This window comes from Sulfobacillus thermosulfidooxidans DSM 9293, assembly GCF_900176145.1.
GTDB lineage: Bacteria > Bacillota > Sulfobacillia > Sulfobacillales > Sulfobacillaceae > Sulfobacillus > Sulfobacillus thermosulfidooxidans.
This window is the reverse complement of the sequence record NZ_FWWY01000001.1, coordinates 671,598-698,544: the sequence shown is the minus strand read 5'-3', so window position 1 is coordinate 698,544 and position 26,947 is coordinate 671,598. Positions and strand designations below refer to the sequence as shown.

Genomic DNA, 26,947 nt, shown 5'->3' with positions numbered 1-26,947 from the left:
GATGACAAACGTATTTCGTCGCATGGAGGAACTGGGCGATATTTATGGAAAGCGTATTCTTGTGCGGGTAGATTTTAATATTCCTATCGACCCAGCTACGGGAAAAATTACAGATGACAGTCGCATTCAAGGTTCATTGCCCACGCTGAAATCCCTACTGCAAAAGGGCGGTCGCGTGATTGCGATCAGTCACCGGGGTCGCCCCAAGTCACCCAATGCGCAAGATTCATTGCAACCGGTGGTCGACTATTTACAAGAACACCTGGACTTTCCCGTGCATTTTGTGAATGAGGTCATGTCGCCAAAGGTTACGGAAGCCAGTCAGGCATTAAAACCCGGAGAACTTTTGATTTTAGAAAACTTGCGCTTTCATCCGGGCGAAAAAACCAATTCCCGTGAATTTGCTAGCTATCTGGCGAGTCTTGCCGACATTTATGTCAATGATGCCTTTGGTACATCCCACCGCGAAGATGCTTCGATTGTCGGGGTGCCAGAATTTTTACCGGCGTACGCGGGCCTTTTAATGGCCGAAGAATTAGACACATTAGATGAGATTCTTACCCACCCTGAACGTCCATATTGGGCGATCATTGGAGGGGCCAAGGTCAGTGACAAGGTAAAATTGTTGGCCCGTTTACTGGATTTGGTTGATGGGCTCATCATTGGCGGAGGAATGGCTAATACCTTTTTGTATGCTGAAGGCTATGATATGGGAAAGTCCTTGGTTGAACCGGACGCCGTGGCTACGGCAAAAGACTTAGTCGAACGGGCCAAGTCCAAAGGAATTCCTGTCATTTTGCCTACAGATATGGTTTTAGCGAAAGAATTTAGGGCGGATGCACCGTTTAGGGTTGCCAAAATAACCGATATTCACTCTGATGAAATGGCTCTGGACATTGGGCCTGAGACGATCAAGGCGATTGTCCAAGCACTGCAACCGGCCAAAACGGTTTTGTGGAATGGGCCTATGGGCGTTTTCGAATTTGAAGCGTTTGCTCAAGGAACATTGGCTGTGGCCCGTGAATTGGCTCAACTTAATGCCGCGGTGGTGGTTGGCGGAGGCGATTCCGTCGCGGCGGTGAACAAAGCGGGTGTCAAAGACAAGCTTACCCACATTTCCACAGGTGGTGGCGCCACCTTGCGCTATCTTGAAGGTGAAGATCTTCCCGGCGTGCGTGCCTTGAAACATGCCGTGCATGAATAGGGGGTGAACTATACGCGCGAGACTTTTCTCATTGCGAACTGGAAAATGCATAAAACGGTGGAGGAAGGGCGTGCTTTTGCTAGGGAATTGGTTCGCCGTTTAGAGAATGTGTCCCCAAAGCATCAATTAATTATTTGTCCGACAGCCTTAAGCCTTTGGGCTGTCGGACAAGAATTGGCCACCTCGCCGGTTATGCTAGGAGCACAAAATCTCGATTTGGGGCGAGAAGGTGCTCTCACCGGGGCCTTATCAGGCTACTTAATACGTGAAGCGGGGGCTCGGTGGGTCATTGTCGGCCACTCTGAACGACGCAACCTTTTTGGTGAAACCGATGCTTTAATCGGGCAAAAAGTCGCTCAAGCCTTTGAAGCCCATTTGCGTCCCATTTTATGCGTTGGTGAATCCCTCGATGATTACCGTTCTGGGCAAACTTTTGCTGTTATTACCCGTCAAATTGAGGCGATCTTTCCTTATACGAATTCAGAAGTTTTGAAATCCCTCGTTGTGGCCTATGAACCGGTGTGGGCGATTGGTAGCGGGGAAGTCCCCGAACCTAAACAAGCGAATGAAGTGGCCGGCTTGATCCGGCAAATCCTCTCCAAACAAATTTCTGACGATGCCAATACTGTTCCCGTGTTATACGGGGGAAGCGTTTCTTCCAATAACATCCATCAATTTCTCGAGCAAGCACATATTGACGGTTCGCTGGTTGGCGGCGCATCATTGCAAGTGGATGAATTTCTTAAAATGGCGGATATTGGCCACTAACCAGACGGAATGACGGAAAGAAGGGTTCAGCAACGTGGTACGACCTACGGTGCTGATGGTATTGGATGGTTGGGGGATTGCTCCCCCCTCTCCATCTAATGCCATTTCAGAAGCACCTGATCGCAATATGCAGGCATTGCAACAAACATATTTGTTTACCCAAGTTCAAGCTCACGGGCGAGCCGTTGGTCTCATGGACGGACAAATGGGTGATTCAAATGTCGGGCATTTGACTATTGGTGCCGGCCGCATCATACCCCAGAATTTAGTGAGAATTTTCGATGCCATAGACTCTGGAGAATTAGCTAAGAGCCCGGTTATTCAAGAGGTGATCCATCGCGCTCAGCATCACCGGTTGCATGTAATGGGATTGTTATCTCCTGGAGGGGTTCATAGCCATCAAGAACACCTCAAAGCCCTCTTGAAGATTTTTTCTGAGGCTGGCCTAAAAGAGGTGTTTTTGCATGTTTGGCTGGATGGCCGAGATGTTGATCCCCATAGTTCCCCGGCTTCTTTGGCCTTTTTAGCGGGAGTGATGAACGAATTCGACATAGGGCGCATTGCGAGTGTCTCCGGACGGTATTACGCTATGGACCGCGACAAGCGCTGGGACAGAACGGAGAAAGCCTATCGGGCGATGGTTTTAGGAGAAGGACAAAAGGCACAAAGTGCTGTAGAAGCTGTGTTAGCATCATATGAACACGGTATCAGCGATGAATTTGTCGAACCTACGGTGCTGGTTGATAGCCATGGAGCACCCGTGGCCACGATTGATCCGGAAGATGCAATCTTTGTCTTCAATTTCCGGCCGGACCGGGTTCGTCAAATAACTCGGGCGTTAGCCGATCCCGATTTTAATGCCTTTGATCGCCCCAAGGGAGCGATGCATTATGTGGCCGGTATGACCCAATATGACGAAGAGTTTATTTTACCGCACGTTTTCGCCCCCATCACGGTTGAGAACAATATGGCGGAGTGGTTAAGTCGGCAAGGTTTGACGCAGCTTCATGTTGCGGAAACGGAAAAGTATGCCCATGTGACATTTTTCTTTAATGGTGGGGTCGAACATGTGTATGATGGCGAGTCGCGTATCCTGATCCCGTCGCCGAAAGTGGCCACCTATGATTTAGCACCAGGGATGAGTGCCCCCCTTATTGCTGATGCCGTCATAGAGGCTTTGGACCAAGGGCACAACGATTTTATCTTGCTGAACTTTGCTAATAGTGATATGGTCGGGCATACGGGTAACTTAGAGGCGACCAAGGAAGCCATTCGGATTGTTGATGAACAAATTGGACGCATCGCGAGGAAGGTGCTAGAGCACAATGGACTCTTGGCGATTGTGGCCGATCACGGCAACGCCGAAATTATGGTGGGAGGTCATGGCGAAATTCACACCCAACATAGCACGAGTCCGGTTCCTTTTATATTAGTTGGACATCCTAGCGTATTAGACAGCTGGTCACTAAGAGCCGGAGGCGGGCTAAAAGACGTGGCGCCCACCGTGTTAGAGGCTATGGGTGTGCCTATACCCAATGAGATGACAGGAGAATCCTTGCTCGTTAAAGGAGGCCGGAATTAATTCGATATGAGAGAAAGTATAAGCAAAATACAAGCGATGGAAATTTTGGATTCGCGGGGCAATCCCACCGTGGAAGTCTACTTGGAACTCGAAGATGGGACGGCTGTGGTCTCACGTGTTCCGTCCGGCGCCTCAACGGGTGCCCATGAAGCGGTGGAATTGCGAGATAATGACCCTTCACGGTATGGCGGTAAAGGAGTCAGCTTGGCGGTGAAAAACGTCAATGAGGTGATTGCTCCCGCGTTTATGGGGTTGCCCGTGACAGACCAAAGGGCAATGGATCAGCGACTTGTGGAATTGGATGGAGACCCCCAAAAAGCTCGATTGGGAGCCAATGCGATTTTAGGAGTATCGCTAGCCATTTTGCAAGCGGGTGCGAAGGTCCATAACCAACCGCTATATCGCTATATTGGTGGACTTGGAGCTCAACTGCTTCCCGTACCGTTATTGAATGTCCTAAATGGCGGAGCACATGCGGATAATAATGTCGACATTCAGGAATTCATGTTAGTCCCGGTCGGGGCCGCGACGTTCCGCGAAGCGATGCGCATGGCCCAAGAAACCTATCAAATGCTTAAAAAGATTTTGCAAGAGAAAAATCTCCGTACAGCAGTCGGTGACGAAGGGGGATTTGCTCCTGACCTCAAGTCCAACCGGGAGGCCCTGGATTTGCTTTTGCTGGCGATGGAACGCGCAGGGTTGAAACCGGGTCAAGACATGGTCTTGGCGCTAGATGTCGCCGCCACAGAAATTAAGCAAGATGAGGGATATATTTTTGAAGGTACTCTCAAAACCGGAACGGAACTCATTGATTACTACCATCAGCTAATCCGCGACTATCCCATTATTTCTATCGAAGATGGTTTGGCAGAAGATGATTGGGATCATTGGCAACTGCTCACGGAGCGGCTTGGTGATCAGGTTCAGTTGGTGGGTGATGACTTATTTGTGACCAATACCCAGCGCATTCAGCGCGGAATTGAAGAGGGTTGTTCCAATGCGGTTTTGATTAAATTGAACCAAATCGGTACGGTCTCTGAAACCTTAGACGCTATTCGCATGACACACCAAGCTGGGTGGAATGCAATTGTGTCACACCGTTCAGGCGAAACGGAGGACACCACCATTGCAGACTTGGCCGTGGCCGTCAACGGCGGTCAAATTAAAACAGGGGCACCCGCTCGCGGTGAACGGATTGCTAAATACAACCGGTTGCTAACGATTGAACACAATGATCCCGGATTAGAGTATGCCGGATGGGAGGCCTTTCGCCGTTGAATTTAGAGCTGCGACAAGTGGGAGATGGCGTCTTTGCGACCAACCGGGCGGCGATGCAGGCGGAAGTCGCCGATGTCATTGTCTTTGATATGGACGGGGTCTTAATTGATGTTCATGCGTCCTATCCGATTGTGATTTGTCAGACCGTCACCCATTACCTAAAAGAGAACGGTTTTGTGGGAGAAGGACTCGCTGTCACGCCGGAAGAGACCGCCTATTTCAAAGCGGCTGGTGGCTTTAACAGTGACTGGGCGTTGGCTCAAGGTATCGTGCTCGTCTTTTTAGTGAAGGGAGTGATGGCGGGCAGTCGGGATTTTGATGGCCTCAGGCATCTTGCCCCGGACTTTTTAAGTCTTTCGCGTGCTGTCGCACAACAAGGTGGCGGGTTGAACGGGCTTGCACGGGCACTAGAAACCTTGGTGGATGAAAAAGATTTTGAGACCATTACACAGTCGTGGGACCGCAAACGGATCACTCGTCTCGCTATGGAGTATTATGCGGGAGACGAAGCGGCCCAAGTTTTTGGAATTTCCAATGATACCGTCAAGGGGCAGGGGCTTATGCATGCGGAGCGACCACTTGTCAGTCGGGAAGATCTGTTAAAGTCCCCTTTTCGTTATGGATTATATACGGGGAGAAATCTCGGAGAAACCCAGACCGCGATCCGCATTGCTGGGCTGGAAGGGATTTGGAGCGAGGATGCGATGATTACCGAGGATCGCGGCATACATAAACCCGATCCCCAAGGACTGGTGGCCATTGCGCAAAGTTTGTCGCCCCGTTTGATGATATATGTGGGAGATAATTTGGATGATTGGCAGGCTGCAGCCCGCTATGAAGCGGAGCGGTCGTTAGATGATCCACCCTGTCTGTTTTGTGGAATGTTGGGAGGCTCGCCTGGCCCTCTTGCCTACGCCTTATTCCAAGATCGGGGTGTGGATTTGATGGCACACAGTGTGAAGCAATTGCTTGCCTGGTTAACCCATCGGCGGCAACGCACAGACTAATTGCTTATAAAGGATTTAGGCACTCTACATTCTCGGATCGACTAGACCTCTGTTGGACAAACAGAGGTCTTTTTTTATTTTTGCCGCACAGGATCTGATGGTCTAAAGCTTGGCAGCACGCACATTTGGTTATCCCGTTCGTATGATGGAGTATTGCTAAGGAGGGCAAAGAACAATGCAACTAGAACAAGATCTTGACGCGTTAAATATGACGCGCTTTCATTACCGGCTTATTACTGTGGCGGGATTAGGAACCTTATTCGATTCGATGGATGTTGGGATTATTTCGTTTGTCCTGGCCGCATTGATTGGGGCATGGCATTTAAGCAATGTGATGGTGGGCATCGTCGCCTCTATCAGCTTGGTCGGTATGGCCATTGGTGCGGCGTTGGCTGGAACCGTAGCGGACCGGTTGGGACGGCGAAAAATTTTTATGTTGACGCTGGCGATTTACAGTATTGCGACGGGGCTTTCCGCCGCCGCTTTGGCGGTGTGGATGTTAGTTCTCTTTCGCTTTATTGTGGGCATTGGTCTTGGAGGTGAGTTGCCTGTTACCAGTACCATGGTGACGGAATTCTTGCCGCGAAAGGACCGCGGCCGCGGAATCGTCATGTTAGAAAGTTTTTGGGCTATCGGATGGTTGATTGCGGCATTAGTCTCGTATCTATTGATTCCTCGTTACGGTTGGCGGATTGGCTTTCTCTTTGGTATGTTACCGGCTTTGTATATTTTATATTTGCGCCGGCATATTCCCGAATCACCACGATTTCTACTGCGGACGGGAAGAGTTCAAGAAGCCCAGCACGTGATGAGTTTGGTGGCAGGACATGAAGTTGCGGCGACCATGAGGTCCCCGGTTACAGCCCGGGCGAAAGGGACAGTTCTGGATCTTTTCCGCCGTGGGCAAAGCTCCAAGACCATTATGCTGTGGGTCTTGTGGATGGGGATGAACTTCGCCTATTACGGAATGTTCTTGTGGTTGCCGTCGGTTTTGGTCACCCATGGGTATTCCTTGGTAGATTCGTTGAAATATACGTTGATTGTCACCATTGTTCAATTACCCGGATACTTATCGGCAGGATTGCTTGTGGACCGTCTCGGCCGCAAACCGGTGCTGGTGTTCTATATTCTTATGTCAGCCCTATCCGCCTATCTCTTTGGGCATGCACATGGAGTCGAACAGGTTTTGATATTTGGTTCGATGCTGTCCTTTTTCAATTTGGGAGCATGGGGTGTTACCTACGCGTATACGGTTGAACAATATCCCACGATGAACCGAGGCACAGGTGCGGGATGGGCCATGGGCATTGGACGCATTGGCGGCATTATCGGACCGACGATTGTCGGCGTGTTGCTCGCTATGAAATTGGGTCTGGTGTCAATTTTCGGTGTATTTGCTGCAGCCTTGCTCATTGCGGCATTAACCGTGATGATTTTGGGCAAAGAGACCAAAGGGAAATCCCTAGAGATTGTCAATACGCCGGAGAGTTAAGATATTTCCCGTCATATGATTTATAAGACAGTCGAGACTCTAGACAGAGTCTCGACTGTCTTTGTCATGATTGTGGTATAATATGATGACTTATAAAGCGGGCCTAGCTTGCGCATAATGGGGAAGGATGTTTCGGTGATAACCTTATTGGCGATTTTAGAAGTGGTCTTATCAGTGGCCGTAATTGGTTCGATTATTTTGCAAACCGGTTACAGTGCGGGAATTTCCGGAGCTTTTGGTGGAGGCGGACCGTCGCCTTATACGGGTAAAAAACAAGGAGTCGATCAACTTCTTGAAAAAATTGCCCTGTATCTGTCTATTGCCCTAGCCATTGTTACCCTGTTAATGGTTCATTATTGGCGGTAGAGAATGGATACATTTGTGAGACGAGACCCTTTAAGGAACCTCTGAAACGGCGGTTAACCGGACAGAGGTTTTCTGTGTTAAGTCAGGGAATGTTCCATAGGGGTCTTCCCATTTGTTGAGAAAAAGGAGGTGGAAAAAATGCCCAAGAAAAAGAAAGTTGTGCATCAAAGACCGCGCCATCATCTTAGCCCAAAGACACAGGGGGCGCATGCGGATCCCAAACGGTTGCCAGAAAGAATTTTTGCGATTTTGGCGAATGGACAACCTCTCTTAGAAGAGCAGTTATTGAAAAAACTCAATAAAGGCCGTAGTCCCGACAAGTCACTGTTCCGGATTTATGCGCAATATCGCAAGGAAGGGTGGCTCGTGCGCACCGAAAGTGGTCATATCAGCATATTAGTTCGTCCTGGTCACTTGCGTATTAATCCTCGGGGATTTGGGTTTGTGATGAATTCCGAATATCCGCAAGATGATATTTTTGTTCCCGCCCGGTGGTTTCAAGGGGCCCGGCATGATGATGAGGTACTAGTTTGGTACCGTAAAACGCCGGACGGGTTGGAAGGGCGCGTGATGGATGTGTTGTCCCGGGCGACAACTCAAGTCACAGGTCGGTTAGATCGAAACCGTATGGGTTGGCGGGTCATTCCTGATGATCCACGCAAACCAGAAGTGGAAGTTGTAGTCCCCAAACATGAAAAGGTGCGGCCTGGAGATATGGTCCAAGCCACCATTACGGAGTGGCCGCTAGATCCCAGACGGTCGGTCCGCGGCGAACTGACGAAAAATCTCGGAAACCCTTTTATGCCGGGGGTGGATGTGTCGGTGGTAGCACTTGAACACCACCTGCCTTTGGAATTCCCTCCTGCCGTGCTCAAGGCCGCAGAATTATTGCCAGCTAAGGTGCGTCCAGAAGATTATGAAGGGCGCCTCGATTTAACGGATGAATTGATTGTCACGATCGATGGTGCTGATGCAAAAGACTTAGATGATGCGATATCGGTGAAAGCGCTAGACCATGGTTTGTTTGAAGTGGGAGTACACATTGCCGATGTGAGTTATTATGTGGAGGAAAATTCACCGTTAGATCTAGAGGCCATGGAACGAGGTACTAGTGTTTATTTAGTTGACCGCGTAATTCCGATGTTGCCTGAACGTTTATCCAACGGTATAGCCAGTTTAAATCCAGGTATCCCCCGCTTGACAGTGTCAGCGATTATGACGATGGATGCGACAGGAGAGGTGCAACATGTCGAATTCCACCGTTCGGTCATTCGGTCGAAATTTCGTCTCACCTATGAAGGGGTGAATGCCCTCTTAGCCAATCAACAAGACGATGTCCATCACTTGCGACCATTTTTAGAAACTGCCGTGACCGTTCGTAATATCTTGCGAAACCGTCGTATCGCCCGGGGCGCGATTGATTTTGATGTGCCTGAATCCAAGGTAATTTTGGATGCCAATGGTTTTCCCGTTGACGTCGTTCTCAGGGAGCGGGGTTTAGCCGAAAGTATCATCGAAGAATTGATGTTGTTGGCTAATGAAGTGGTGGCCCGAGAAATGATTGACAAGAATCTGCCAGGACTTTTTCGGGTTCATGAACCGCCAGGAGAACGCATGGAACAATTCCGGGAGATGATTGGGGCCCTCGGTTACCGGTTACCGGAATCTCTCACTCCAAAACATTTACAAGACTTGATTAACCGGGTTCAGGATAAACCGGAAGAACGTGTGGTCAATACCGCATTACTGCGGGCGATGAAACAAGCGCGTTACCAGAGTGAAAATACCGGCCATTTTGGGCTGGCTGCTGATGAATATACGCATTTTACCTCACCGATACGTCGGTATCCCGATTTATGGGTTCACCGCGTGCTGACGACGTATTTGGAGGGACGCCTGGATGAACAGACCCTCTCCCGGTGGCGCTCTAAAGTGAGTGTGGTGGGCGAGGTTTCCTCATTGCGTGAACGCGAAGCCATGGATGCCGAGCGCGATTCGGTGGCACTTAAAGAGGCCCAGTTCATGGCTGATAAATTGGGTGAGCAGTATGATGCGGTGATTTCGGGGGTGACCAATTTTGGACTTTTTGTTGAATTGCCCAATTTAATTGAGGGCTTAGTGCGACTTGAGGATCTTCCCTCCGATTACTGGGTGTTTGATCCTGTTCGGTACCGGCTCAAAGGTCAACGTACCGGCCGGGAATATCAACTCGGACAGACGGTGCGCGCTGAAGTTATTCGCGTTGACGTGGCAATGAAACGCATCGATTTTCGGTTGGTGCAGGACAATGAAAGTCGGATCAAACCCAAGCGCCGACAGAAAGTTTAATATCGTTTGGCGGCAAGGCGTTGTGCTTTCCGCATAGCGCGTACGAGTGATCCCAGCCCAACGACGAGGACGGTAAAGGCCACGAGAATAAACCCAATCCCTAGCGTGTGCAAATTATGGACATGGATAGGCGTGATCCATGCCACATTTTGCAACGCGGGGAACATCAGGCTTAAGCTTCCGGCGAGCACGAAAGCTATGCCTCCGTAGAGCAATGTCGCACTGGCTGTACTTTGAGCAACACTTTTAGCCATATCGGCAGGAATATGGGCGCGACTCATCCAATGACCGAAGAGCGCCCCGGCACTGGCTTGAATCGTCATGGTGCCCAGTCCAAAAAATGCCCCGGGCACCCATCCCCACCATGCGCTATGCATTCCAGGCGCGAGTACCGTATAAATGATGATGGCAAAGGCCCCAAATCCCCACCCTGCTAAGAAGCCATGAAGCATCGCCATTTGTGGTGGGATACTGCGCATGGGCTCAAAGTTCTCGTGATGATGGCTTTTCAGCCCATGAATATGGAATACCCGACCTTGCGACCGAATATATTTTCCTGCGAAAAACATGGCAATCCCCACAATGATATAGACGACCGCATCGATGCGCGGATTTTCCATCCATTTCGCTAAGGCTAAATATGCCAGTTCTGAGGCGAGGGCCCTTTGAACAGTAAAGGCCAATGAAAAGGACAATCCGGCTAACAGACCGCCCCGGGTGGAATAGGCTCCAATCGCGTAGCTAAAGGTAATGGGCCAAGTGTGCTCATCGGGCGTAATCCCATGGACCATGCCTAAGAGAAAAGCGGTGACAATAATGATACTCATAGGCAGTCCGCTATGAGGATTCCACAGATTAATGTCCCTAAACATGCTCTGATGCTCCTTTTCATTAGGCAGTATGAACAAAAACCTCTCCGAACTTTCCCATAATTTTTTGGAAGTTCAAAGGAATCCGGATGAGTGTGAAACCTTTTTGCAGATGCCGGCGTTATGTGTGGTAGAGGTGAGTTCCATGCGGATATGGAAAGAGTGGTACATCGGCAATCCCAAAAATGCGACCCTGCCATATAAAGCGCATGTGGCATTGAGTTTTGAGAATACACGCATTTTATGGACGGAATTTGGTTCAGCGCCCTTATGGACAGTGGGAAAAATTATTTGGAAAAAGGAATCTCCTTCATGGAGTCGCTTACACTGGGGCAACAGTACATGGTGGTGTGGCCAACGAGGCAATGTAATGGTTGTTATTGGCCGCGGTCGTCGTCCTGCGGTCGTCCTAACACAAGGGCAGTGGACGGGAATCATTCCTCCCGGACGCGGCTCATGTAGCGGGATTATTCCCTCTGATGATCCCTGTATGGCAAAATTTCAAGAACCGAAGCTGGTTCATCACCAATGGGCTGCCCGGTAATTGTGGAACTCATTATTTTTAGTCCTAAACCAAAGGCTATGGGGTATTCTCAAGTGACAACAGTGATATACTGCTAAATTGTAAAGAAAAAGGGATTACCCGCGAAAGTTGGGTCTATCAATAGCTTATAGCCGTACCGAGTGTTCCATACACACGCCTATTGTACCTCATGGACTGGGGATTTGATATTTTTTGCGAAGGATCATATAATTTTAAGGCAATACGTGACGGGGGTTATGTTCAATGGCGAGAAATGAAAAACCCATTGCCGAGAACCGAAAGGCTCGTCACGATTATTTTATTGACGAGGTTATCGAAGCTGGAATGGTGTTAACGGGCACAGAAGTCAAGTCGTTGCGTGCAGGGCGTGTCAATTTACGGGACAGTTTCGCTCGATTTGACAAAGGAGAATTGTTTCTTTTTAACTGCCACATTGCACCATATGAGTACGGTAACCGCTATAATCATGATCCGTACCGGAGTCGGAAACTGTTAGTGCACCGCAAGCAGTTGCGGGAATTGGCAGCTCGTGTCCAACAAGAAGGGATGACTTTAATCCCTGTCCGGATGTATTTTGATAAACACGGACGCGCAAAATTGGCGCTCGGAGTGGCCCGTGGTAAGAAGAATTATGATAAACGGCAGTCGATAGCACAACGTGACGCGAATCGGCGGATTGAACGAGCGCTCAAACAACGGGTATAACCGTTGGATGGTGTTGATATTGCATGGGGGCGAACTAGATTCGACGGGGATGAACGGGGTGTTGGAACGCGAGCCGAGGTCCTGTGCCTCGTTAAACAGCAGGAAACCATTAAGTGCCAACAACACTGAAGAAAACTACGCTTTAGCTGCTTAATCCCAGCTAACGCCTGAGTCCCAAGTTCCTACCTTCGGATTCGTGGCGTAAAAATGTAGGATACCTTGGTATAAGGTCCGAGATATCAAGGGAAATTAAGGACTGGCCATGCAGATGCCGCGCTGTGTACGACACTGCTTGGTGAGACGAATTTCACAGCTACGCTCGTAGGGGTCCGGCACGACGTGTCTTCGGACGGGACGGGCAGCACGTCCCCGCCTCCACCAAGTTTTTCTCCCGCCAACAGGGTGGGAGTTTTTTTTAGAACGTTTTGAGAGGGGTTGTCTCATGGGGTTGCGTCAAGATGGACGAAGTAATGATGCGATTCGTCCCGTAGATTTTCAACTGGGTTTCAATGCCTGGGCTGAAGGATCATGTCTCATTTCTGTTGGCAATACACGCGTTTTGGTCACCGCAACGGTTGAAGACAAAGTTCCTCCATTTGTTCGTGGAAGTGGTCAAGGTTGGGTATCGGCTGAATATGGGATGCTACCCCGGGCGACCCATGAACGTACGATGCGCGAGGCTGCGAGAGGGCGTCAACAAGGTCGAACGATCGAGATTCAACGTCTGATCGGTCGGTCTTTACGCGCGATACTAAATCTTAAGGCCTTAGGCGAAAAGAGCATTTTGCTGGACTGTGATGTCATTCAAGCGGATGGGGGAACGCGCACGGCGGCCATTACGGCGGGATTTATGGCGTTGACACAAGCGTTGACGAAAATCCATAAAACTTCGGCCTTCACCACCAAACCGCTGAAAGATTGGATGGCTGCGATTAGTGTCGGCTTGCATGGTGATGAAGTGTATCTTGATCTCAATTACCATGAAGATTCTCAGATTGGCGTGGACATGAATGTGGTAATGACCAGCAAACACCAGTTGATCGAGATTCAAGGAACGGCCGAACATGGTCTTTTCTCGCGAACCCAGTTGGATTTATTGCTTGACTTTGTTGAGCCAGCGATCGATGAATTAATTGCGCTTGAGAAATCGGTTCTGCCAGAAGGAGCGTTGTTGATTGGATAGGGTTCACCCGCCTATTATTTTAGCTTCGCACAATCCGGGAAAGTTACAAGAATTTCGGCGATTATTTGCCTCTACCAATATTCGTCTGATTTTAGACGATTTTGGCGGCAAGGAAATTGTTGAGGAAACCGGGACGACTTACCGCGAAAATGCTGAACTCAAAGCACGGGCGGTTGCAAGACGGACCGGGCATTGGGCTTTAGCCGATGACTCCGGGGTAGAAGTCGATGCATTAGGAGGCCAACCTGGAATTCATTCGGCTCGTTTTGTGAGTGACAATAGTTGGGAAAATACGCGCGAAATTTTGCTGAGATTACTCGATGTGCCCTGGCCTCAACGGACGGCTCGAATGCGCGCGGTTCTCTGTTTAGCTTCCCCGGACGGCTTGGTATTTTTTGCAGAGGGAGTGGTTGAAGGCCGAATTCTAACCTGGCCGAAAGGACAAGCAGGATTTGGAGTGGATCCTATTTTTAGTATCGACGGGGAGACTTCATTTGCTCAGTGGAGTCAGGAACTCAAAGATCGCGTATCCCACCGAGGTATGGCCGTTCAAGGCATTATTCCTATTATTCAGCAGGTGATGGCTCTTTAATGCGGTATCTGGTTGTGGCCGATATTCATGGGCATCTCGAACGGCTGAAACCACTCATGGATTCCACCATGTTGCTTGATGGGGTCATTGGGGCTGGGGATTTTTACCGGGATGGACAATGGCTAGCCGACAATTTTGGTGTGCCCTATTATGGAGCTCAAGGGAATAACGACCACGAAGAAACTGCGGCCTGGATAACGATGTGGGCTGTGGATCATATCCGCTTTGGCGTCATTCATGGGCATCAATGGGTATCTTCCCGCAGGCAACAAGGTCTTTGGCATTTTGCCGAGAGTCATCGTTTGGATGTCGTGATTTTTGGTCACACGCACCGTCGACAACATTTTGTGCATGGTGAAACGATCTTTTTCAATCCCGGGTCGGTATTTCGGCCGCGGGGATTTCCGCCTGGAGTAGGTTGGATTGCCGGGGAAACTAAAGATCAGCTGAAGATTTGGTGGGAAGACCTACCTTTTTCATCGAAAACATAATAAATAGTATAATATGGTTTAGTTTACAAAGGGGGCACTTAAGTGAATTTTTATGTCTTAATCGCGTCACTTTTGGCCTCGTCGGTCGAATTTATTGAGGCATTATCGATTGTCTTGGCCGCGGGAGTCGTTTATGGGTTTCGCCCCGCTCTCAAAGGGGTATTTTATGGTATTTTAACGCTGGCATTATTAGTCGCTGTTTTAGGGGAAGGAATATTGCGCGTTATTCCTTTACAGATTCTGCAGGGAATTGTAGGCATATTACTTCTTCTCTTCGGACTGAAATGGATTCGAAAGGCGATATTACGTTATGCGGGCTTAAAAGCTTTGCACAATGAAGAAGAGGCCTATGAAAAACAGATCAGCCGGTTAAAGGCGAGTAATAAAGGGAGTTTTGAGGCCCAAGCTACTGCGTATAACGGCGTGGTGTTAGAAGGTTTGGAAGTCGTTGTTATTATTTTAACTATGGGTTCGGGAGCGCATGCTTTTGGTAGCGCGATCGCTGGCGCAGCGATTGGGCTCGGGCTTGTCTTATTGTTGGGCATTTCGCTACGCGCTCCTTTAGCCAAAGTACCTGAGAATACTTTGAAATTTGTTGTCGGTGTGATGTTAACCAGCTTTGGTACATTTTGGGCAGGACAGTCGATGGGAATAAGCTGGCCGTTGTCTGATGCGACTTTGCTGCTCTTGATTGCGGGTTATGTGTTCATTAGCCTGCTCTCCATTCGTATGTTAAAAAAGGAGGGAGTGCGGGCCTCATGACCATGAAATGGATAAAGAAAGTTTATGGTTTGTTTGTCGATGATCCCCTTTTAGCGGTATTGAGCCTTATTGCCTTGGCTATCGTATTTTTACTGGCCCATATTGGATTATCGCGGTGGTCCGGTCTGATACTTTTTGGTCTCATAGCGGGTTCTATTATGTGGAGTGTGCGCCGGTCTTGAGAGATTTGCCTCTTACGTTGACGAAGTGATAAAACCATGATATAGTGTTTATGCTTCGAATCGGGGCGTGGCGCAGCTTGGTAGCGCACTTGCTTTGGGAGCAAGGGGTCGCAGGTTCAAATCCTGTCGCCCCGACCAGACAGAGGCGTCCCCGTAGCTCAGTTGGATAGAGCGCGGGACTTCTAATCCCGGCGTCGCAGGTTCAAGTCCTGCCGGGGACACCAAGAATTGTTTGACATGGTGGATGTAGCTCAGTTGGTTAGAGCACCAGGTTGTGGCCCTGGGGGTCGGGGGTTCAAGTCCCCTCATTCACCCCAAAAAGTTTCTTTCCCCGGTGTGCCGGGATTTTTTGCGCCCGTAGCTCAGTGGATAGAGTGACGGACTTCGAATCCGCAGGTCGTAGGTTCAAATCCTACCGGGCGCACCAGGCGAGGGTGATGGAATGGCAGACATGCGAGACTTAGGATCTCGTGCCGCAAGGCGTAAGGGTTCAAGTCCCTTCCCTCGCACCATTCAATGCGGAAGTAGCTCAGCGGTAGAGCATCGCCTTGCCAAGGCGAGGGTCGCGGGTTCAAATCCCGTCTTCCGCTCCATTTGCCGAGGCGATAGAGCGCCTCGTTTTTTGCATGGCTTGGATACTGTCCCGGGGCGTGTTATAATGAGTTTATTTGTAACGGGTATTGAGGAGGAATTACACAACAATGCAAGTGGCATTACAGCGGTTACCGAATTCAGTCGCAAAGGTTTCCGTCACCATTGACCCCAGTGATCTTTCTAAAGCGATGGATAAAGCTTTTCGCAACGTCGTAGGTAAGTACAATATTCCCGGATTTCGTCGGGGCAAAGTTCCCCGCCCAATTTTTGAACGTTTTGTGGGTCGGGAGGTTATTCTCCAAGAAGCTGCTCAGCAACTGGTCGAGAACCGCTATTATGAAGCATTAAGTGAAGTATCCGTTGAACCCGTGGCAGAGCCGAAAATCAACATTGTGAAACTCGATGATGGCCAGCCCTTTGAATTTGATATTGAGGTGGAATCAAAGCCCCAAATTGATTTGCCAGATTATCAAGATCTTTTGCAAGAACCTTTAGAGATTCCGGTACCAACTGATGAGCAGATTGATGCCGAATTGGCGTTGGTTGCTAAGGGCCAAGCCCAGATTGTGCCTGCTGATGATGAACCCGTCGCCAAAGGTAACCGGATTGTTGTCAGTCTCAAAGGGTTTTTGGATGATGGCGAAGACGATTCTGAACCGTTTGTTGATGATGATGCCTATACGATTGAGGTCGGAGCCGGGACCGTCGTAGAGGGATTGGAAGACCAGCTCGTTGGCCTTAAAGTCAATGAACCTCAGGTGATTAAACTGACTTATCCAGAAAATCATCCTGATGTTTCGTTAGCAGGGAAACCTGTCCGATTTGAATTGACAGTTGTCGAGAATAAAAGGCCAGACATCCCGGAAGTCAATGATGATTTAGCCAAAGCAGTTGGTTTGGAATCATTGCAGGAATTACGTGAGCAAGTGACGAATAATTTAAAAACCAGATTGGAAGAGCAAGCCAAAAATGCTCGGTTACAAACCATCTTGGGTAAACTAAAAGAGCGTGTATCCGTCGAAGTGCCTTCGGCTCTGGTTGATCAAGCCATTCACAACCAGTTGCATGAATTAGAAAACACGCTTGCGCGTATAGGAGCCAGCACGCAGGAGTATTTGGAAAGCCGACAAATCACACCTGAGGCCTTACACGATGAGCTCCGACCTGCCGCTGAAGAGCGCGTTAAAGAAGAGTTATTGCTTGAAGCCATCGCAAAGCAACAAGGGTTTGAGGTCAGTGACGAAGAGGTTATTCAAGCGATTAAACCTGTTGCCGATATGTACCGGCAACCCTTAAGTGATATGGTTCGCCTTTTTAGAAGTTCCGGTGAATTTGAGGCTTTGCGAACCAATATTCTGTTGTCTAAGGCCAGCACGTATTTGGCCTCTACGGTGGCCGGCGGACAAGGGGAGAGTGAACAATGAGTTTTGGTTACCTCATTCCGATGGTGGTTGAGCAAACCAACCGCGGAGAGCGTTCCTATGATATCTATTCGCGACTGTTAAAAGAGCGAATCATTTTTCTGGGAAACGCTATTGATGATGATGTGGCGAACTTGGTGGTTGCTCAGTTGCTCTTTCTAGAAAGTGACGATCCCGACCGCGATATTCATCTATACATCAATTCTCCTGGCGGCTCAGTTAGTGCTGGTTTGGGAATTTATGATACGATGCAATATATTAAACCTGATGTCTCGACCATTTGCGTCGGTATGGCTGCCAGTATGGGAGCATTGCTCTTGGCTGGTGGGGCAGAAGGTAAACGGTTTGCCTTGCCGAATTCGCGGGTCATGATTCACGAGCCGTGGATTAACAATCTCGGCGGTAAAACCACAGATGTGGAAATACAGATGAAAGAGCTATTGCGGAGTCGAGAGGCTCTGGCCGGAATTTTAGCCAAGCACACCAATCATTCAGTAGAACAAATTTTGGAAGAGACTCAACGTGACTACTGGATGACAGCGGAGGAAGCGAAAGCCTATCATCTCATTGATGAAGTGGTCACTCCCCGCAGCAAGGCAGATTCGGAACAGAAGTCTGAAGAATAACTTATGGTCAGCTTGGTGATTGTAGGGGTGTCAAAGAGGGGGGCTTATAATGTTCAAGTTCACCGATGAAAAAGGTCAGTTAAAGTGCTCGTTTTGCGGTAAATATCAGGACCAAGTCAAGCGATTGATTGCTGGACCTGGCGGTGTCTATATTTGTGATGAGTGCGTCGAGCTGTGTTCTGAAATTATTGAGGAAGAACTCAGTGATGACGTGGAATTCGAATTAAAGGACATCCCGAAGCCGCAAGAAATCCGAGCTATTCTCGACCAGTACGTCGTGGGACAAGACCGTGCCAAAAAGACCCTGTCGGTCGCGGTATATAACCACTACAAACGGATTAACCTAGGGAGTAAAGTCGATGACGTTGAACTGCAAAAGTCCAATATCTTGATGTTAGGCCCTACCGGTTCAGGTAAGACGCTTCTGGCTCAGACTTTAGCAAAGATCTTAAATGTGCCGTTTGCCATTGCCGACGCGACGTCGTTAACGGAAGCGGGATATGTTGGAGAAGATGTGGAGAACATCTTACTCAAGCTCATTCAAGCGGCCGACTACGACGTGGAGAAAGCCGAAAAGGGTATTGTGTACATCGATGAGGTCGACAAAATTGCCCGGAAATCGGAAAATCCGTCAATCACACGCGATGTTTCCGGTGAAGGTGTGCAGCAGGCTCTCTTGAAGATTTTGGAAGGCACCGTTGCGTCTGTTCCCCCTCAAGGTGGACGGAAACACCCTCATCAAGAATTTATTCAAATTGACACCACCAACATTCTCTTTATTGTCGGTGGAGCATTTGATGGCATTGACAAGATTATCAAGCGCCGGATTGGGCGTAAGGGTCTTGGTTTCAATGCAGAAATTCAAATGCCTGAAAACAATATTGGTGATGTGCTCGCCAAAATCATGCCGGAAGATCTCTTAAAGTTTGGTTTGATTCCGGAGTTTGTTGGCCGCTTGCCGATATTGGTGACCTTGGATGCGCTCGATGAAGAAGCTTTGGTCAAAATTTTGACCGAGCCGCGTAATGCCTTAGTCAAACAGTATCAGAAGATGTTGACTTTGGATAATGTGGAACTCGAGTTTAAAGAAGAAGCTGTTCGAGCGGTTGCGCGCGAAGCCATGCGCCGTAATACCGGTGCGCGTGCCTTGCGAGCGATTATCGAGGATATTATGTTGGATGTCATGTATGATATCCCGAGTCGGACCGACATCGCGAAGTGTATCATTACCCAAGATGTCGTCGAAAAACATGAAGAACCACTCTTGGTCACGCAAGATCGAGCCAAACGTGCCAAAAAACAGAAAGAAGAAACCGCTTAAATTCGGTTAGGCCCTCGCCTCCCGCCCAAGGAGTTCCTTGGCGGGAGGTTTTTTTGTGCATAACGTCGGCAGAAACTGGGCATAATTCCCATAGGGAAGAGATCCATGATGTCCATCAATTGACCGTCTGCTCGTCCCCATTTTCGGTCACTCTATCTTATGTGAGCGAGGACTCGAAAAATTTTCGCCAAAGCGCGGAAGGAGGGGTACGGTGAATCTCACCAACATCGTCACCTTTATTCAATTCTTTTTTGCGATTGTCATAGGGTTATATTTTTGGAATTTGTTGAAATCCCAGCAAGGTAACAAGGTTGCCGTGGAACGGGAATCAAAAAAGGAAATTGAGAAGTTGCGGCGCCTTCGCTCGATCCATCTCAGCGAACCGTTGTCCGAAAAGACCAGACCCACTCGGTTTGATGAAATTGTCGGACAACAAGAAGGCATCCGGGCCTTGAAAGCGGCGCTATGTGGCCCCAATCCCCAGCATATTATCGTTTATGGACCACCTGGCGTTGGCAAAACAGCCGCGGCCCGGTTAGTTTTAGAAGAAGCCAAGAAAACGCCGTGGACACCCTTTCAACCTGACGCCAAGTTTGTCGAATTGGATGCGACCACAGCCCGTTTCGACGAGCGCGGCATTGCCGATCCGCTCATCGGATCCGTGCACGATCCCATTTATCAAGGTGCGGGGCCTCTAGGAATGGCCGGGATTCCGCAGCCGAAACCCGGTGCGGTGACGAAGGCGCATGGCGGCATTCTCTTTATTGACGAGATTGGCGAACTGCATCCCATTCAACTCAATAAGTTGTTGAAGGTGCTAGAGGACCGCAAAGTGATGTTGGAATCCGCGTATTATAATTCCGAAGATAGTAATGTCCCGACTCACATTCAAGATATTTTTGAAAATGGCTTACCAGCGGATTTCCGGTTGATTGGCGCGACAACCCGGCAACCGCATGAGATTCCGCCAGCCATTCGTTCTCGGTGTGTGGAAGTATTTTTCCGGGCCCTATTGCCCGATGAAATCCAAGTGATTGCGACCAATGCGGTGAACAAACTGGGCATGGAGGCCGAACGCGGCGCTATTGATGTCGTTAAGCGGTACGCCACCAACGGCCGGGAAGCGGTCAATTTGATTCAAATAGCCTGTGGGCTTGCGTTGACCGAAGGGCGGCGGAGGATGACCCAGGCCGATGTGGAATGGGTTGTCACTTCCGGGCAATACAATCCCCGTCCGGACAAAAAAGTGGGATCCGAGCCCCAAGTGGGGGTGGTCAACGGATTAGCCGTTTATGGGCCCAACCTGGGGACGGTCATAGATATTGAGGCTGTCGCCAATCCCGTGAGCGAAGGCAGTGGACAATTGTATGTCACCGGGATCGTTGACGAAGAAGAGATGGGGACATCGGGACGGACTATTCGCAGGAAGTCGATGGCACGCGGATCGATTGAAAATGTGTTGACCGTATTACGCAACCAATGTGGCGTGGAACCGAGAAACTTTGATCTGCATGTCAATTTTCCGGGCGGGGTTCCCCTCGATGGTCCCTCGGCAGGGGTCGCAATTGCCACAGCTTTGTACTCTGCCATGACGGGCAAGCCCTGTGACGGGCGCCTGGCGATGACTGGTGAGTTATCGATTCGTGGCTATATCAAGCCCGTTGGCGGGATTGTTGCGAAAGTGGAAGCGGCTAAACAAGCTGGCTGCACCCGCGTCCTAATTCCCCGGGATAATTGGCAACAGGCATTCGCTGATCATCCTGGGATTGAGATTATCGCGATTGACCGTTTGCAGGAAGCTATCGATATGGCATTGGCTGTTGAATCTACCAAAGGCACAACAGCTTTGGTGCCCACGGACTTGCTCACTGCCAGTCCCTCTGCAAGCATGCCTTCATAGCCTTTCCGAAAAGTCTGAGACGACCTTATTGAAAAGGGTCGTCTCTTTTCATGTATTTGAGTATTATGGTTAGGATAGAAGAGGATAGGTCTATCAGATAGGGGGATGCATGACGTGGAAACTCAACTGCCATTGCTTCCGCTAAGGGGTGTGCTCCTTTTCCCGTATATGGTTGTACCCTTGGAGGTTGGTCGCGAACGCAGTTTGAAAGCGCTCGAACAAGCGATGCTGGGTTCACAAGAGTTGATTTTTGTCGCGCAGAAGGATACGCGCCTCGATGAACCGCACGAAGATGATCTATATCGGGTCGGGATTATTGGAGAAGTCAAGCAGCTTCTGAAAATGCCGACAGGCGGCGCGAAAGTGGTTGTGGAAGGTCGGTCCCGGGCTATCATACATAAGATTACCGATGAAGGAACATATTTTGAGGCTCTTGTCGAAGCGGTGGCTGAAGATAACGAAATCACCGATGAAACTGAGGCCTTGATGCACGCTGTGGTGGATCTGTTCGAACTCTACATTAAAAATTCGAAAAAAATGCCTGGCGAAGCATCTTTAAGTATGAATGTCGATGATCCGGGACGGCTTGCTGACACCATTATTAGCTATTTAGATATTCGCACCGCGGAGAAGCAAGAAGTACTGGAAATTTTTTCGGCAGATGAACGGTTAAAAAAAGTGTCGGATATCTTGTCCCGTCAGATGGAATTGTTGGAGATTGAAAAACGCATTAACATCCGGGTCCGTAAACAAATGGAGCGGACTCAAAAAGAGTATTATTTGCGCGAGCAACTCAAAGCGATTCAAAAAGAGCTCGGTGAAGCTGACGACCATTTAGGTGAAGTGGAAGAACTCCGACAGCGCTTAGCCGAGACTCAGGGATTAACCGACGAAATTCGTGAGAAAATTTCTCGCGAAATTGACCGGTTGGCAAAAATGCCCACGATGTCCGCAGAAGCTGTGGTCGTTCGCAATTATGTCGATTGGTTATTAAATCTCCCGTGGGGCATTGAAACCGATGAACGGGTTGATGTAGCCGAGGCTGAACGCATTCTTAACGAAGATCACTATGGGCTGAAAAAGGTTAAAGATCGCATTTTGGAATATTTGGCGGTGCGTCAGCTGTCTCAAAGTCTTAAAGGACCCATTTTGTGTTTAGTAGGCCCGCCAGGGGTCGGAAAAACCTCGTTGGCCCGTTCCATTGCCCGGGCGACCGGTCGCAATTTTGTCCGGGTATCGCTGGGAGGCGTACGGGATGAAGCCGAGATCCGTGGTCATCGGCGTACGTATGTTGGGGCCTTACCGGGACGGATTATTCAAGGCATGAAACAGGCCGGATCCAAGAATCCCTTATTTTTGCTCGATGAAGTCGATAAAATGGCAATGGATTTTCGTGGGGATCCATCGGCAGCCCTTTTGGAGGTATTGGATCCCGAACAGAACTCCCATTTTTCGGATCATTACATTGAAGTGCCTTTTGACCTATCACACGTCATGTTTATTACGACGGCCAATGTCTTGCACACCATACCCAAACCTTTGCTGGACCGGATGGAAACGATTGTGATTCCTGGCTACACTGAAGAAGAAAAACTGCATATCGCCCTTCAATATTTGTGGCCTAAACAGATGGAAAATCATGGCTTGAAACCGGACATGGTGGAAATTAGCCAGCATGCCATTGCCGACGTTATTCGCCACTACACCCGCGAAGCAGGGGTACGGCAGTTAGAGCGCCAGTTAGGGGCCATCTGCCGCAAAGTGGCACGAGAAATCGTTCAGGGCTACCAGGGGACGGTGCGAGTTACGGTGAACAATCTTGAAAAATATTTAGGACCTCACCAAGTCCATCACCGTACCAAAGAATCCCAAGATGAGGTGGGAATTGTCACCGGACTTGCGGTAACCGAGGCTGGCGGGGATGTGATGCCTATTGAGGTCACGACCATGCCCGGCAAAGGCCATTTAAACCTGACCGGTCAATTAGGGGACGTGATGCAAGAAAGTGCTCGCGCAGCCTACAGCTTTATCCGTTCGCGTGCGCGGGAATTTGGCATTGATCCCTCGTTCCATGAAACTTTGGACCTACATGTGCATGTGCCCGAAGGTGCAATACCCAAAGATGGCCCGTCTGCGGGGATTGCTATGGCGACGGCCATGGTTTCGGCTCTGAGTAATATTCCGGTCAAATCCCAAATTGCGATGACGGGTGAGATTACCCTGCGTGGGCACGTGTTACCAGTGGGCGGGATTAAAGAGAAAACGTTGGCGGCTCACCGCGCTGGGATTCGGGAAATTATTTTGCCGAAAGAAAATGAGAGTGATTTAGAGGATTTGCCGCGCAATGTCAGACGCTCCATGCAAATTCATCTTGTTGAGCATTTGGATGAAGTGCTCGAGTTTGCTCTCACTGAGAAGATTGTGAGGGAAGAAATTGCCCCCCAAAAGTAATCGCCTCGTCGCGTCATGCTTGACAATGGCGGAAATGCCCAAAGATGGCTTGCTTGAACTAGCTTTTTTAGGGCGGTCTAACGCGGGCAAATCATCACTGATTAATGCTCTCACCCGCTCCAAAATGGCGCACGTGAGTAGTAACCCTGGGAAAACCCAGCGAATCCATTTTTATCAGATGGCAAACTGGTACTTAGTGGATTTACCCGGCTATGGGTATGCAAAAGTATCCAAAACCGTCCGGGATCAATTTGGCCAAGCGGTCGAAGAGTATTTGTCATCCCGGCAACCGTTAATTGGCGGGATTCTCGTGCAAGATATCCGGCGTGATCCTGAAGACGAGGAAAGACAAATATTACAATGGGCTAGCGACCGCAATCTGTTTTTGGCCGTGGTGGGGACCAAATTGGACCGTCTTAACAAAACCGAACAGAAAATGCGGATTCAACGGTTGGAAGAGATCTACCAGCGCCCCATATATCCCGTATCGAACCGAACGGGTGAAGGCCTAAACAAAGTCAAAGAGGCGATTATGGGACTGGGTCTTACGATTTAACCCAGGTATACCTGGTCGGACGGCCAAAACGAATGGACGGGAGAAATGGGCCCTTGATCCGGTGCTGCTGATGCAGCATGGTAATTAATAACGACAAAAATCCAGCATGGGACACCAGCGCGATGCGTTGGTGTCCTTCTTGATACGCCAGCAAGCGCGTGATGGCTTCCTGGGCTCGTTGACGGGAACGAGTTTTACCTTCTGGACCCTGATCGCGAAACCAATTTAGGCGCAAATAACTCCACCAAAATTCTTCGGGCCACCGACTTTTGAGAAATTTTGTAGACGCGTCAGGGAGCCAGACAGGAATTTCCCGAAAAGTGGGGTCGACAATGATAGGAGATGACCGAGCAAAGAGCTCGGCAGTGGCTTGAGCTCTTGGCAAATCCGAACAGATAACCAAATCGGGAACCGGATATTGTTGAAATAATGCGGTTAAGCGCTGTGTTTCAACGTCACTTAAAGCGGCCCGGTCATAGGCTTCTAAATATCGGTTAAACTGGTCGTGATCCATGAAAAATGGGTTACGGGGTAAGTCAGGGCGACCATGCCGCATAACCCAAAAGGTGCGTGACGCAAAAGTGTCCATAGTTAAAAACTAACGAATTGGTATCCTTCCGTCAAGGCTTTGACCAGATCTTCACCAACATAGTGCAAATCGATAGTTGGTTGCTCCTTGCGAATCACATCATCCAGATGCTTTTGCTCGGCATGTAATTGACACGCCATTGTAAAGATTCCCAACTCCTGGACCTTATGTATAAGGGATTCAAATGGCTGGATGGCTCCTGGGGCTAGAACTTCCACGCCGTCAGCAAAGAAACAAATTTTGACATCGTCTACTTGTTCGCTTTGTTGGGACACTATAGAAAAGCCTAACCCGGCTTTAACCTTAGCGGGATCATTGGGACCAGAAACAATCAAGACTAATAATTTGGCCATGATGATAGAGCCTCCTTTGTTGGTGGGAGTATGACATCGATTATACCGAATGTTGAGAGGTTCGGGCAGTGTGCACATTCCACTATGGTGTTGACTATGATAACTGAGAAAGATGGGAGGTCGAGATTCCCAGCCTTACCAGAAGAAAGTCCTCCGCGTCTCACTCGAGAAAACAGGAGACGAGCTCTCTTCTGTCGAATTGAAGAAGTGAGATTGAGACGAGGTGAAGAAATACATGGTGTTGGATTTGGAAGGTCGTTACCGCTATATCCGGGAATTAAAGGATGACGACCTCGCAATGTTGCTTTTGTGGGATGAAGATGAAGAAATTACGGAGCTCAGTGGGAAGAAATTTGGACGGGCTAACCAGATTGATCTCGGCTGGTGGCGCGATTTAATGACCAGTCCCATTCGCTTGGGATTTGCGATTCAGACCGAAGAGGGCCAGTTGATTGGGGATGTGGAATTAGAGCATATCACCTGGCGCAATGGCCAAGCTGAGCTGAGAATTTCTATCGGCGATAAAAGATATTGGAATCAAGGCTATGGCTCTGGGGCCATCCGCGATGTGTTGGATGTGGCTTATGTTCGCTATGGACTCAATAGGGTTTATTTACGCGTGAAAAAAGATAATTATCGAGCAATTCGCGCCTATGAAAAAGCGGGATTTAAAAAGATTGCCATGTTAGCCGCATCAGGACGTCTAGAAGGCAGCACAGAACTGGTGCTTATGGAATCATGGGCTCGTCAATATGCTGCACTTAAGGCTTGAGTCGCTAATTTTTTATCGACGCCCTCGTAATAAGGGGGCCATGTATCCTGAGTGGTTAAACTATATAATGCCCGTCCCCGGTTATATTCACTGGGGGAAATATAGGTGGTCACGGGCCACAATCCATAATGGAGTCCCTGGGCGATTTGTTGTGGCAAAGATTTTTCCTGCGGATTGGCGAGAATACCGGCAATGGTTTTCGGAGATGATGTATGAATGTACCACAATGCCAGGTTGATAGCCCGCAGAAATGGCACGCTGTTTTTACTGTGCCCGCTAAGAATGAGGGCAGGAATGGGACCAGTGGATGCTCCTAGCCAGTTTAAAATCACGGTGTGCGGATCTTGCTGGCGTAGTTGATAAAATTGATGAAGAGTCACGATGGCCCAGGGCAAGTGACGCTGTCTCCACAAATTTTGAATATGTTTAAAGGATACGGTTTCCAAATAGGGATGGGTACGATTAAGCGTCATGATACTCTGCAGTAAGTTCAGGGAGATTTGCAGATTATCGGCATATTCTACGGGAAGACGGTCTAAGGCTTTCAAACGAAAATGCGGATCGGGGGCGGGTGCGACCAAAAACAAATCAGGACGACTTGCCAAAGAGCCTAAAACAGGCCATGATTTGACCGTATCCGAAATCATAAGTTCACTGTGATTGGCTGGTACGATGTCTACGCGAATATGTTCATCTTGAAACAAGTGAAGGTTTTGGGCAACATAAAGGGGCAGTGCCAGGAAAGATGATGACACATTCATCGACACACGCACCACAGGCCAGGATGGTTGAGCTGACTTTGGTGTATGTTGTCCACAGGCCGTTAAGGTGAGCGTTAGCCATGGAAGGATCCATTTCTTCCATTTTCGGGGATTTTTCATCACAGCATCCTCCTCAGCGATGGATATCAATCCACACTATGCATAGAGGACAGGTTTGAGACCAGCGGGCAGGTGGGTTCATTGACACACTAAGGCTGTACGATATAATGTTAGATGCCACGATTTTTGT

The 26,947-nt window shown here is 49.1% G+C and carries 26 protein-coding genes, 6 tRNA genes and 1 other RNA gene; 29 read left to right on the top strand and 4 right to left on the bottom strand.

Going from position 1 to position 26,947, the window contains the following annotated elements; all coding sequences use genetic code 11:
* Position 1 precedes the first annotated feature (1 nt).
* The 8 genes from B8987_RS03650 (at position 2) to rnr (ending at position 10,025) form a co-directional block, all read left to right on the top strand.
* Positions 2-1,204 (top strand): phosphoglycerate kinase, encoded by a 1,203-nt coding sequence (locus B8987_RS03650; RefSeq protein ID WP_028962752.1) that lies wholly within the window; start codon positions 2-4, stop codon positions 1,202-1,204.
* A 3-nt stretch (positions 1,205-1,207) separates the two neighbouring features.
* On the top strand, positions 1,208-1,972 hold the full coding sequence (gene tpiA / locus B8987_RS03645) for a triose-phosphate isomerase (protein ID WP_242940615.1): 765 nt from the start codon (positions 1,208-1,210) through the stop codon (positions 1,970-1,972).
* A gap of 55 nt (positions 1,973-2,027) precedes the next feature.
* Complete coding sequence (gpmI, locus tag B8987_RS03640; RefSeq protein ID WP_242940685.1) at positions 2,028-3,554, top strand: 2,3-bisphosphoglycerate-independent phosphoglycerate mutase; 1,527 nt, start codon at positions 2,028-2,030, stop codon at positions 3,552-3,554.
* Positions 3,555-3,560: 6 nt separating this feature from the next.
* A complete protein-coding gene (gene eno, locus B8987_RS03635; protein WP_028962755.1) occupies positions 3,561-4,832 on the top strand; it encodes a phosphopyruvate hydratase in 1,272 nt (423 codons plus the stop codon).
* Positions 4,829-5,839, top strand: a complete 1,011-nt coding sequence (locus B8987_RS03630) for an HAD family hydrolase (RefSeq protein WP_084660862.1) — start codon at positions 4,829-4,831, stop codon at positions 5,837-5,839. Before eno ends, B8987_RS03630 begins: the two co-directional genes overlap by 4 nt.
* 175 nt (positions 5,840-6,014) lie before the next feature.
* A complete protein-coding gene (locus B8987_RS03625) occupies positions 6,015-7,331 on the top strand; it encodes an MFS transporter (protein ID WP_028962757.1) in 1,317 nt (438 codons plus the stop codon).
* A 135-nt stretch (positions 7,332-7,466) separates the two neighbouring features.
* A complete protein-coding gene (secG, locus tag B8987_RS03620; RefSeq protein WP_020376594.1) occupies positions 7,467-7,697 on the top strand; it encodes a preprotein translocase subunit SecG in 231 nt (76 codons plus the stop codon).
* Between the two features lie 138 nt (positions 7,698-7,835).
* On the top strand, positions 7,836-10,025 hold the full coding sequence (gene rnr / locus B8987_RS03615; protein WP_084660861.1) for a ribonuclease R: 2,190 nt from the start codon (positions 7,836-7,838) through the stop codon (positions 10,023-10,025).
* Here rnr and B8987_RS03610 read toward each other — a convergent pair.
* Entirely contained in the window at positions 10,022-10,897 is an 876-nt protein-coding gene (locus B8987_RS03610) for a hypothetical protein (RefSeq protein ID WP_084660860.1), read from the bottom strand. The genes rnr and B8987_RS03610 overlap by 4 nt on opposite strands.
* Before the next feature lie 142 nt (positions 10,898-11,039).
* On the opposite strand from B8987_RS03610, the gene B8987_RS03605 reads away from it, so the two are divergent.
* The 20 genes from B8987_RS03605 to yihA all read left to right on the top strand — a co-directional run bounded on the left by B8987_RS03605 (position 11,040) and on the right by yihA (position 24,222).
* Positions 11,040-11,438, top strand: a complete 399-nt coding sequence (locus B8987_RS03605) for a hypothetical protein (RefSeq protein ID WP_028962760.1) — start codon at positions 11,040-11,042, stop codon at positions 11,436-11,438.
* Between the two features lie 243 nt (positions 11,439-11,681).
* Complete coding sequence (gene smpB / locus B8987_RS03600) at positions 11,682-12,143, top strand: SsrA-binding protein SmpB (RefSeq protein ID WP_020376585.1); 462 nt, start codon at positions 11,682-11,684, stop codon at positions 12,141-12,143.
* A gap of 25 nt (positions 12,144-12,168) precedes the next feature.
* Positions 12,169-12,524, top strand: a transfer-messenger RNA (tmRNA) gene (ssrA, locus tag B8987_RS03595).
* A 67-nt stretch (positions 12,525-12,591) separates the two neighbouring features.
* Entirely contained in the window at positions 12,592-13,326 is a 735-nt protein-coding gene (gene rph / locus B8987_RS03590; RefSeq protein WP_026040828.1) for a ribonuclease PH, read from the top strand.
* Complete coding sequence (locus B8987_RS03585) at positions 13,319-13,918, top strand: non-canonical purine NTP pyrophosphatase (RefSeq protein WP_020376583.1); 600 nt, start codon at positions 13,319-13,321, stop codon at positions 13,916-13,918. The genes rph and B8987_RS03585 overlap by 8 nt, the downstream gene beginning before the upstream one ends.
* On the top strand, positions 13,918-14,409 hold the full coding sequence (locus B8987_RS03580; RefSeq protein ID WP_020376582.1) for a YfcE family phosphodiesterase: 492 nt from the start codon (positions 13,918-13,920) through the stop codon (positions 14,407-14,409). The genes B8987_RS03585 and B8987_RS03580 overlap by 1 nt, the downstream gene beginning before the upstream one ends.
* 42 nt (positions 14,410-14,451) lie before the next feature.
* Positions 14,452-15,171: a COG4280 domain-containing protein gene (locus tag B8987_RS03575; RefSeq protein WP_020376581.1), complete on the top strand. Its 720-nt coding sequence runs from the start codon at positions 14,452-14,454 to the stop codon at positions 15,169-15,171.
* On the top strand, positions 15,168-15,353 hold the full coding sequence (locus tag B8987_RS03570) for a hypothetical protein (protein ID WP_020376580.1): 186 nt from the start codon (positions 15,168-15,170) through the stop codon (positions 15,351-15,353). The genes B8987_RS03575 and B8987_RS03570 overlap by 4 nt, the downstream gene beginning before the upstream one ends.
* A 61-nt stretch (positions 15,354-15,414) precedes the next feature.
* A tRNA-Pro gene (locus B8987_RS03565) sits at positions 15,415-15,491 on the top strand.
* Between the two features lie 9 nt (positions 15,492-15,500).
* Positions 15,501-15,577: transfer RNA gene (locus B8987_RS03560), tRNA-Arg, on the top strand.
* Between the two features lie 16 nt (positions 15,578-15,593).
* A tRNA-His gene (locus B8987_RS03555) sits at positions 15,594-15,670 on the top strand.
* Between the two features lie 34 nt (positions 15,671-15,704).
* Positions 15,705-15,780 (top strand) — tRNA-Arg (locus tag B8987_RS03550).
* Between the two features lies 1 nt (position 15,781).
* Positions 15,782-15,865: transfer RNA gene (locus B8987_RS03545), tRNA-Leu, on the top strand.
* Positions 15,866-15,871: 6 nt separating this feature from the next.
* Positions 15,872-15,946, top strand: a tRNA-Gly gene (locus tag B8987_RS03540).
* 108 nt (positions 15,947-16,054) lie between these two features.
* Positions 16,055-17,371, top strand: coding sequence for a trigger factor (gene tig, locus B8987_RS03535; protein WP_084660858.1), 1,317 nt, complete (start codon positions 16,055-16,057; stop codon positions 17,369-17,371).
* Positions 17,368-17,994 (top strand): ATP-dependent Clp protease proteolytic subunit, encoded by a 627-nt coding sequence (locus B8987_RS03530; protein WP_020376578.1) that lies wholly within the window; start codon positions 17,368-17,370, stop codon positions 17,992-17,994. Before tig ends, B8987_RS03530 begins: the two co-directional genes overlap by 4 nt.
* Positions 17,995-18,043: 49 nt before the next feature.
* Positions 18,044-19,315 carry an ATP-dependent Clp protease ATP-binding subunit ClpX gene (gene clpX, locus B8987_RS03525; RefSeq protein ID WP_020376577.1) on the top strand — a complete coding sequence of 424 codons (1,272 nt, stop codon included), beginning with the start codon at positions 18,044-18,046 and terminating at the stop codon, positions 19,313-19,315.
* Positions 19,316-19,526: 211 nt separating this feature from the next.
* Complete coding sequence (gene lonB / locus B8987_RS03520) at positions 19,527-21,215, top strand: ATP-dependent protease LonB (protein ID WP_084660857.1); 1,689 nt, start codon at positions 19,527-19,529, stop codon at positions 21,213-21,215.
* Positions 21,216-21,320: 105 nt separating this feature from the next.
* Positions 21,321-23,666, top strand: coding sequence for an endopeptidase La (lon, locus tag B8987_RS03515; RefSeq protein ID WP_242940614.1), 2,346 nt, complete (start codon positions 21,321-21,323; stop codon positions 23,664-23,666).
* Positions 23,650-24,222 carry a ribosome biogenesis GTP-binding protein YihA/YsxC gene (gene yihA / locus B8987_RS03510; RefSeq protein WP_028962765.1) on the top strand — a complete coding sequence of 191 codons (573 nt, stop codon included), beginning with the start codon at positions 23,650-23,652 and terminating at the stop codon, positions 24,220-24,222. The genes lon and yihA overlap by 17 nt, the downstream gene beginning before the upstream one ends.
* On the opposite strand, the gene B8987_RS03505 is transcribed toward yihA, so the two are convergent.
* Positions 24,212-24,811 (bottom strand): histidine phosphatase family protein, encoded by a 600-nt coding sequence (locus tag B8987_RS03505; RefSeq protein WP_028962766.1) that lies wholly within the window; start codon positions 24,809-24,811, stop codon positions 24,212-24,214. The genes yihA and B8987_RS03505 overlap by 11 nt on opposite strands.
* A 2-nt stretch (positions 24,812-24,813) precedes the next feature.
* Positions 24,814-25,164 carry a hypothetical protein gene (locus B8987_RS03500; RefSeq protein WP_028962767.1) on the bottom strand — a complete coding sequence of 117 codons (351 nt, stop codon included), beginning with the start codon at positions 25,162-25,164 and terminating at the stop codon, positions 24,814-24,816.
* A 235-nt stretch (positions 25,165-25,399) separates the two neighbouring features.
* On the opposite strand from B8987_RS03500, the gene B8987_RS03495 reads away from it, so the two are divergent.
* The gene (locus tag B8987_RS03495; RefSeq protein ID WP_020376570.1) at positions 25,400-25,936 is read left to right on the top strand and encodes a GNAT family N-acetyltransferase; all 537 of its coding nucleotides are present in this window, start codon (positions 25,400-25,402) and stop codon (positions 25,934-25,936) included.
* On the opposite strand, the gene B8987_RS03490 is transcribed toward B8987_RS03495, so the two are convergent.
* Positions 25,912-26,817: a hypothetical protein gene (locus B8987_RS03490; RefSeq protein WP_028962768.1), complete on the bottom strand. Its 906-nt coding sequence runs from the start codon at positions 26,815-26,817 to the stop codon at positions 25,912-25,914. The two genes, B8987_RS03495 and B8987_RS03490, sit on opposite strands and share 25 nt — an antisense overlap.
* Positions 26,818-26,947 lie beyond the last annotated feature (130 nt).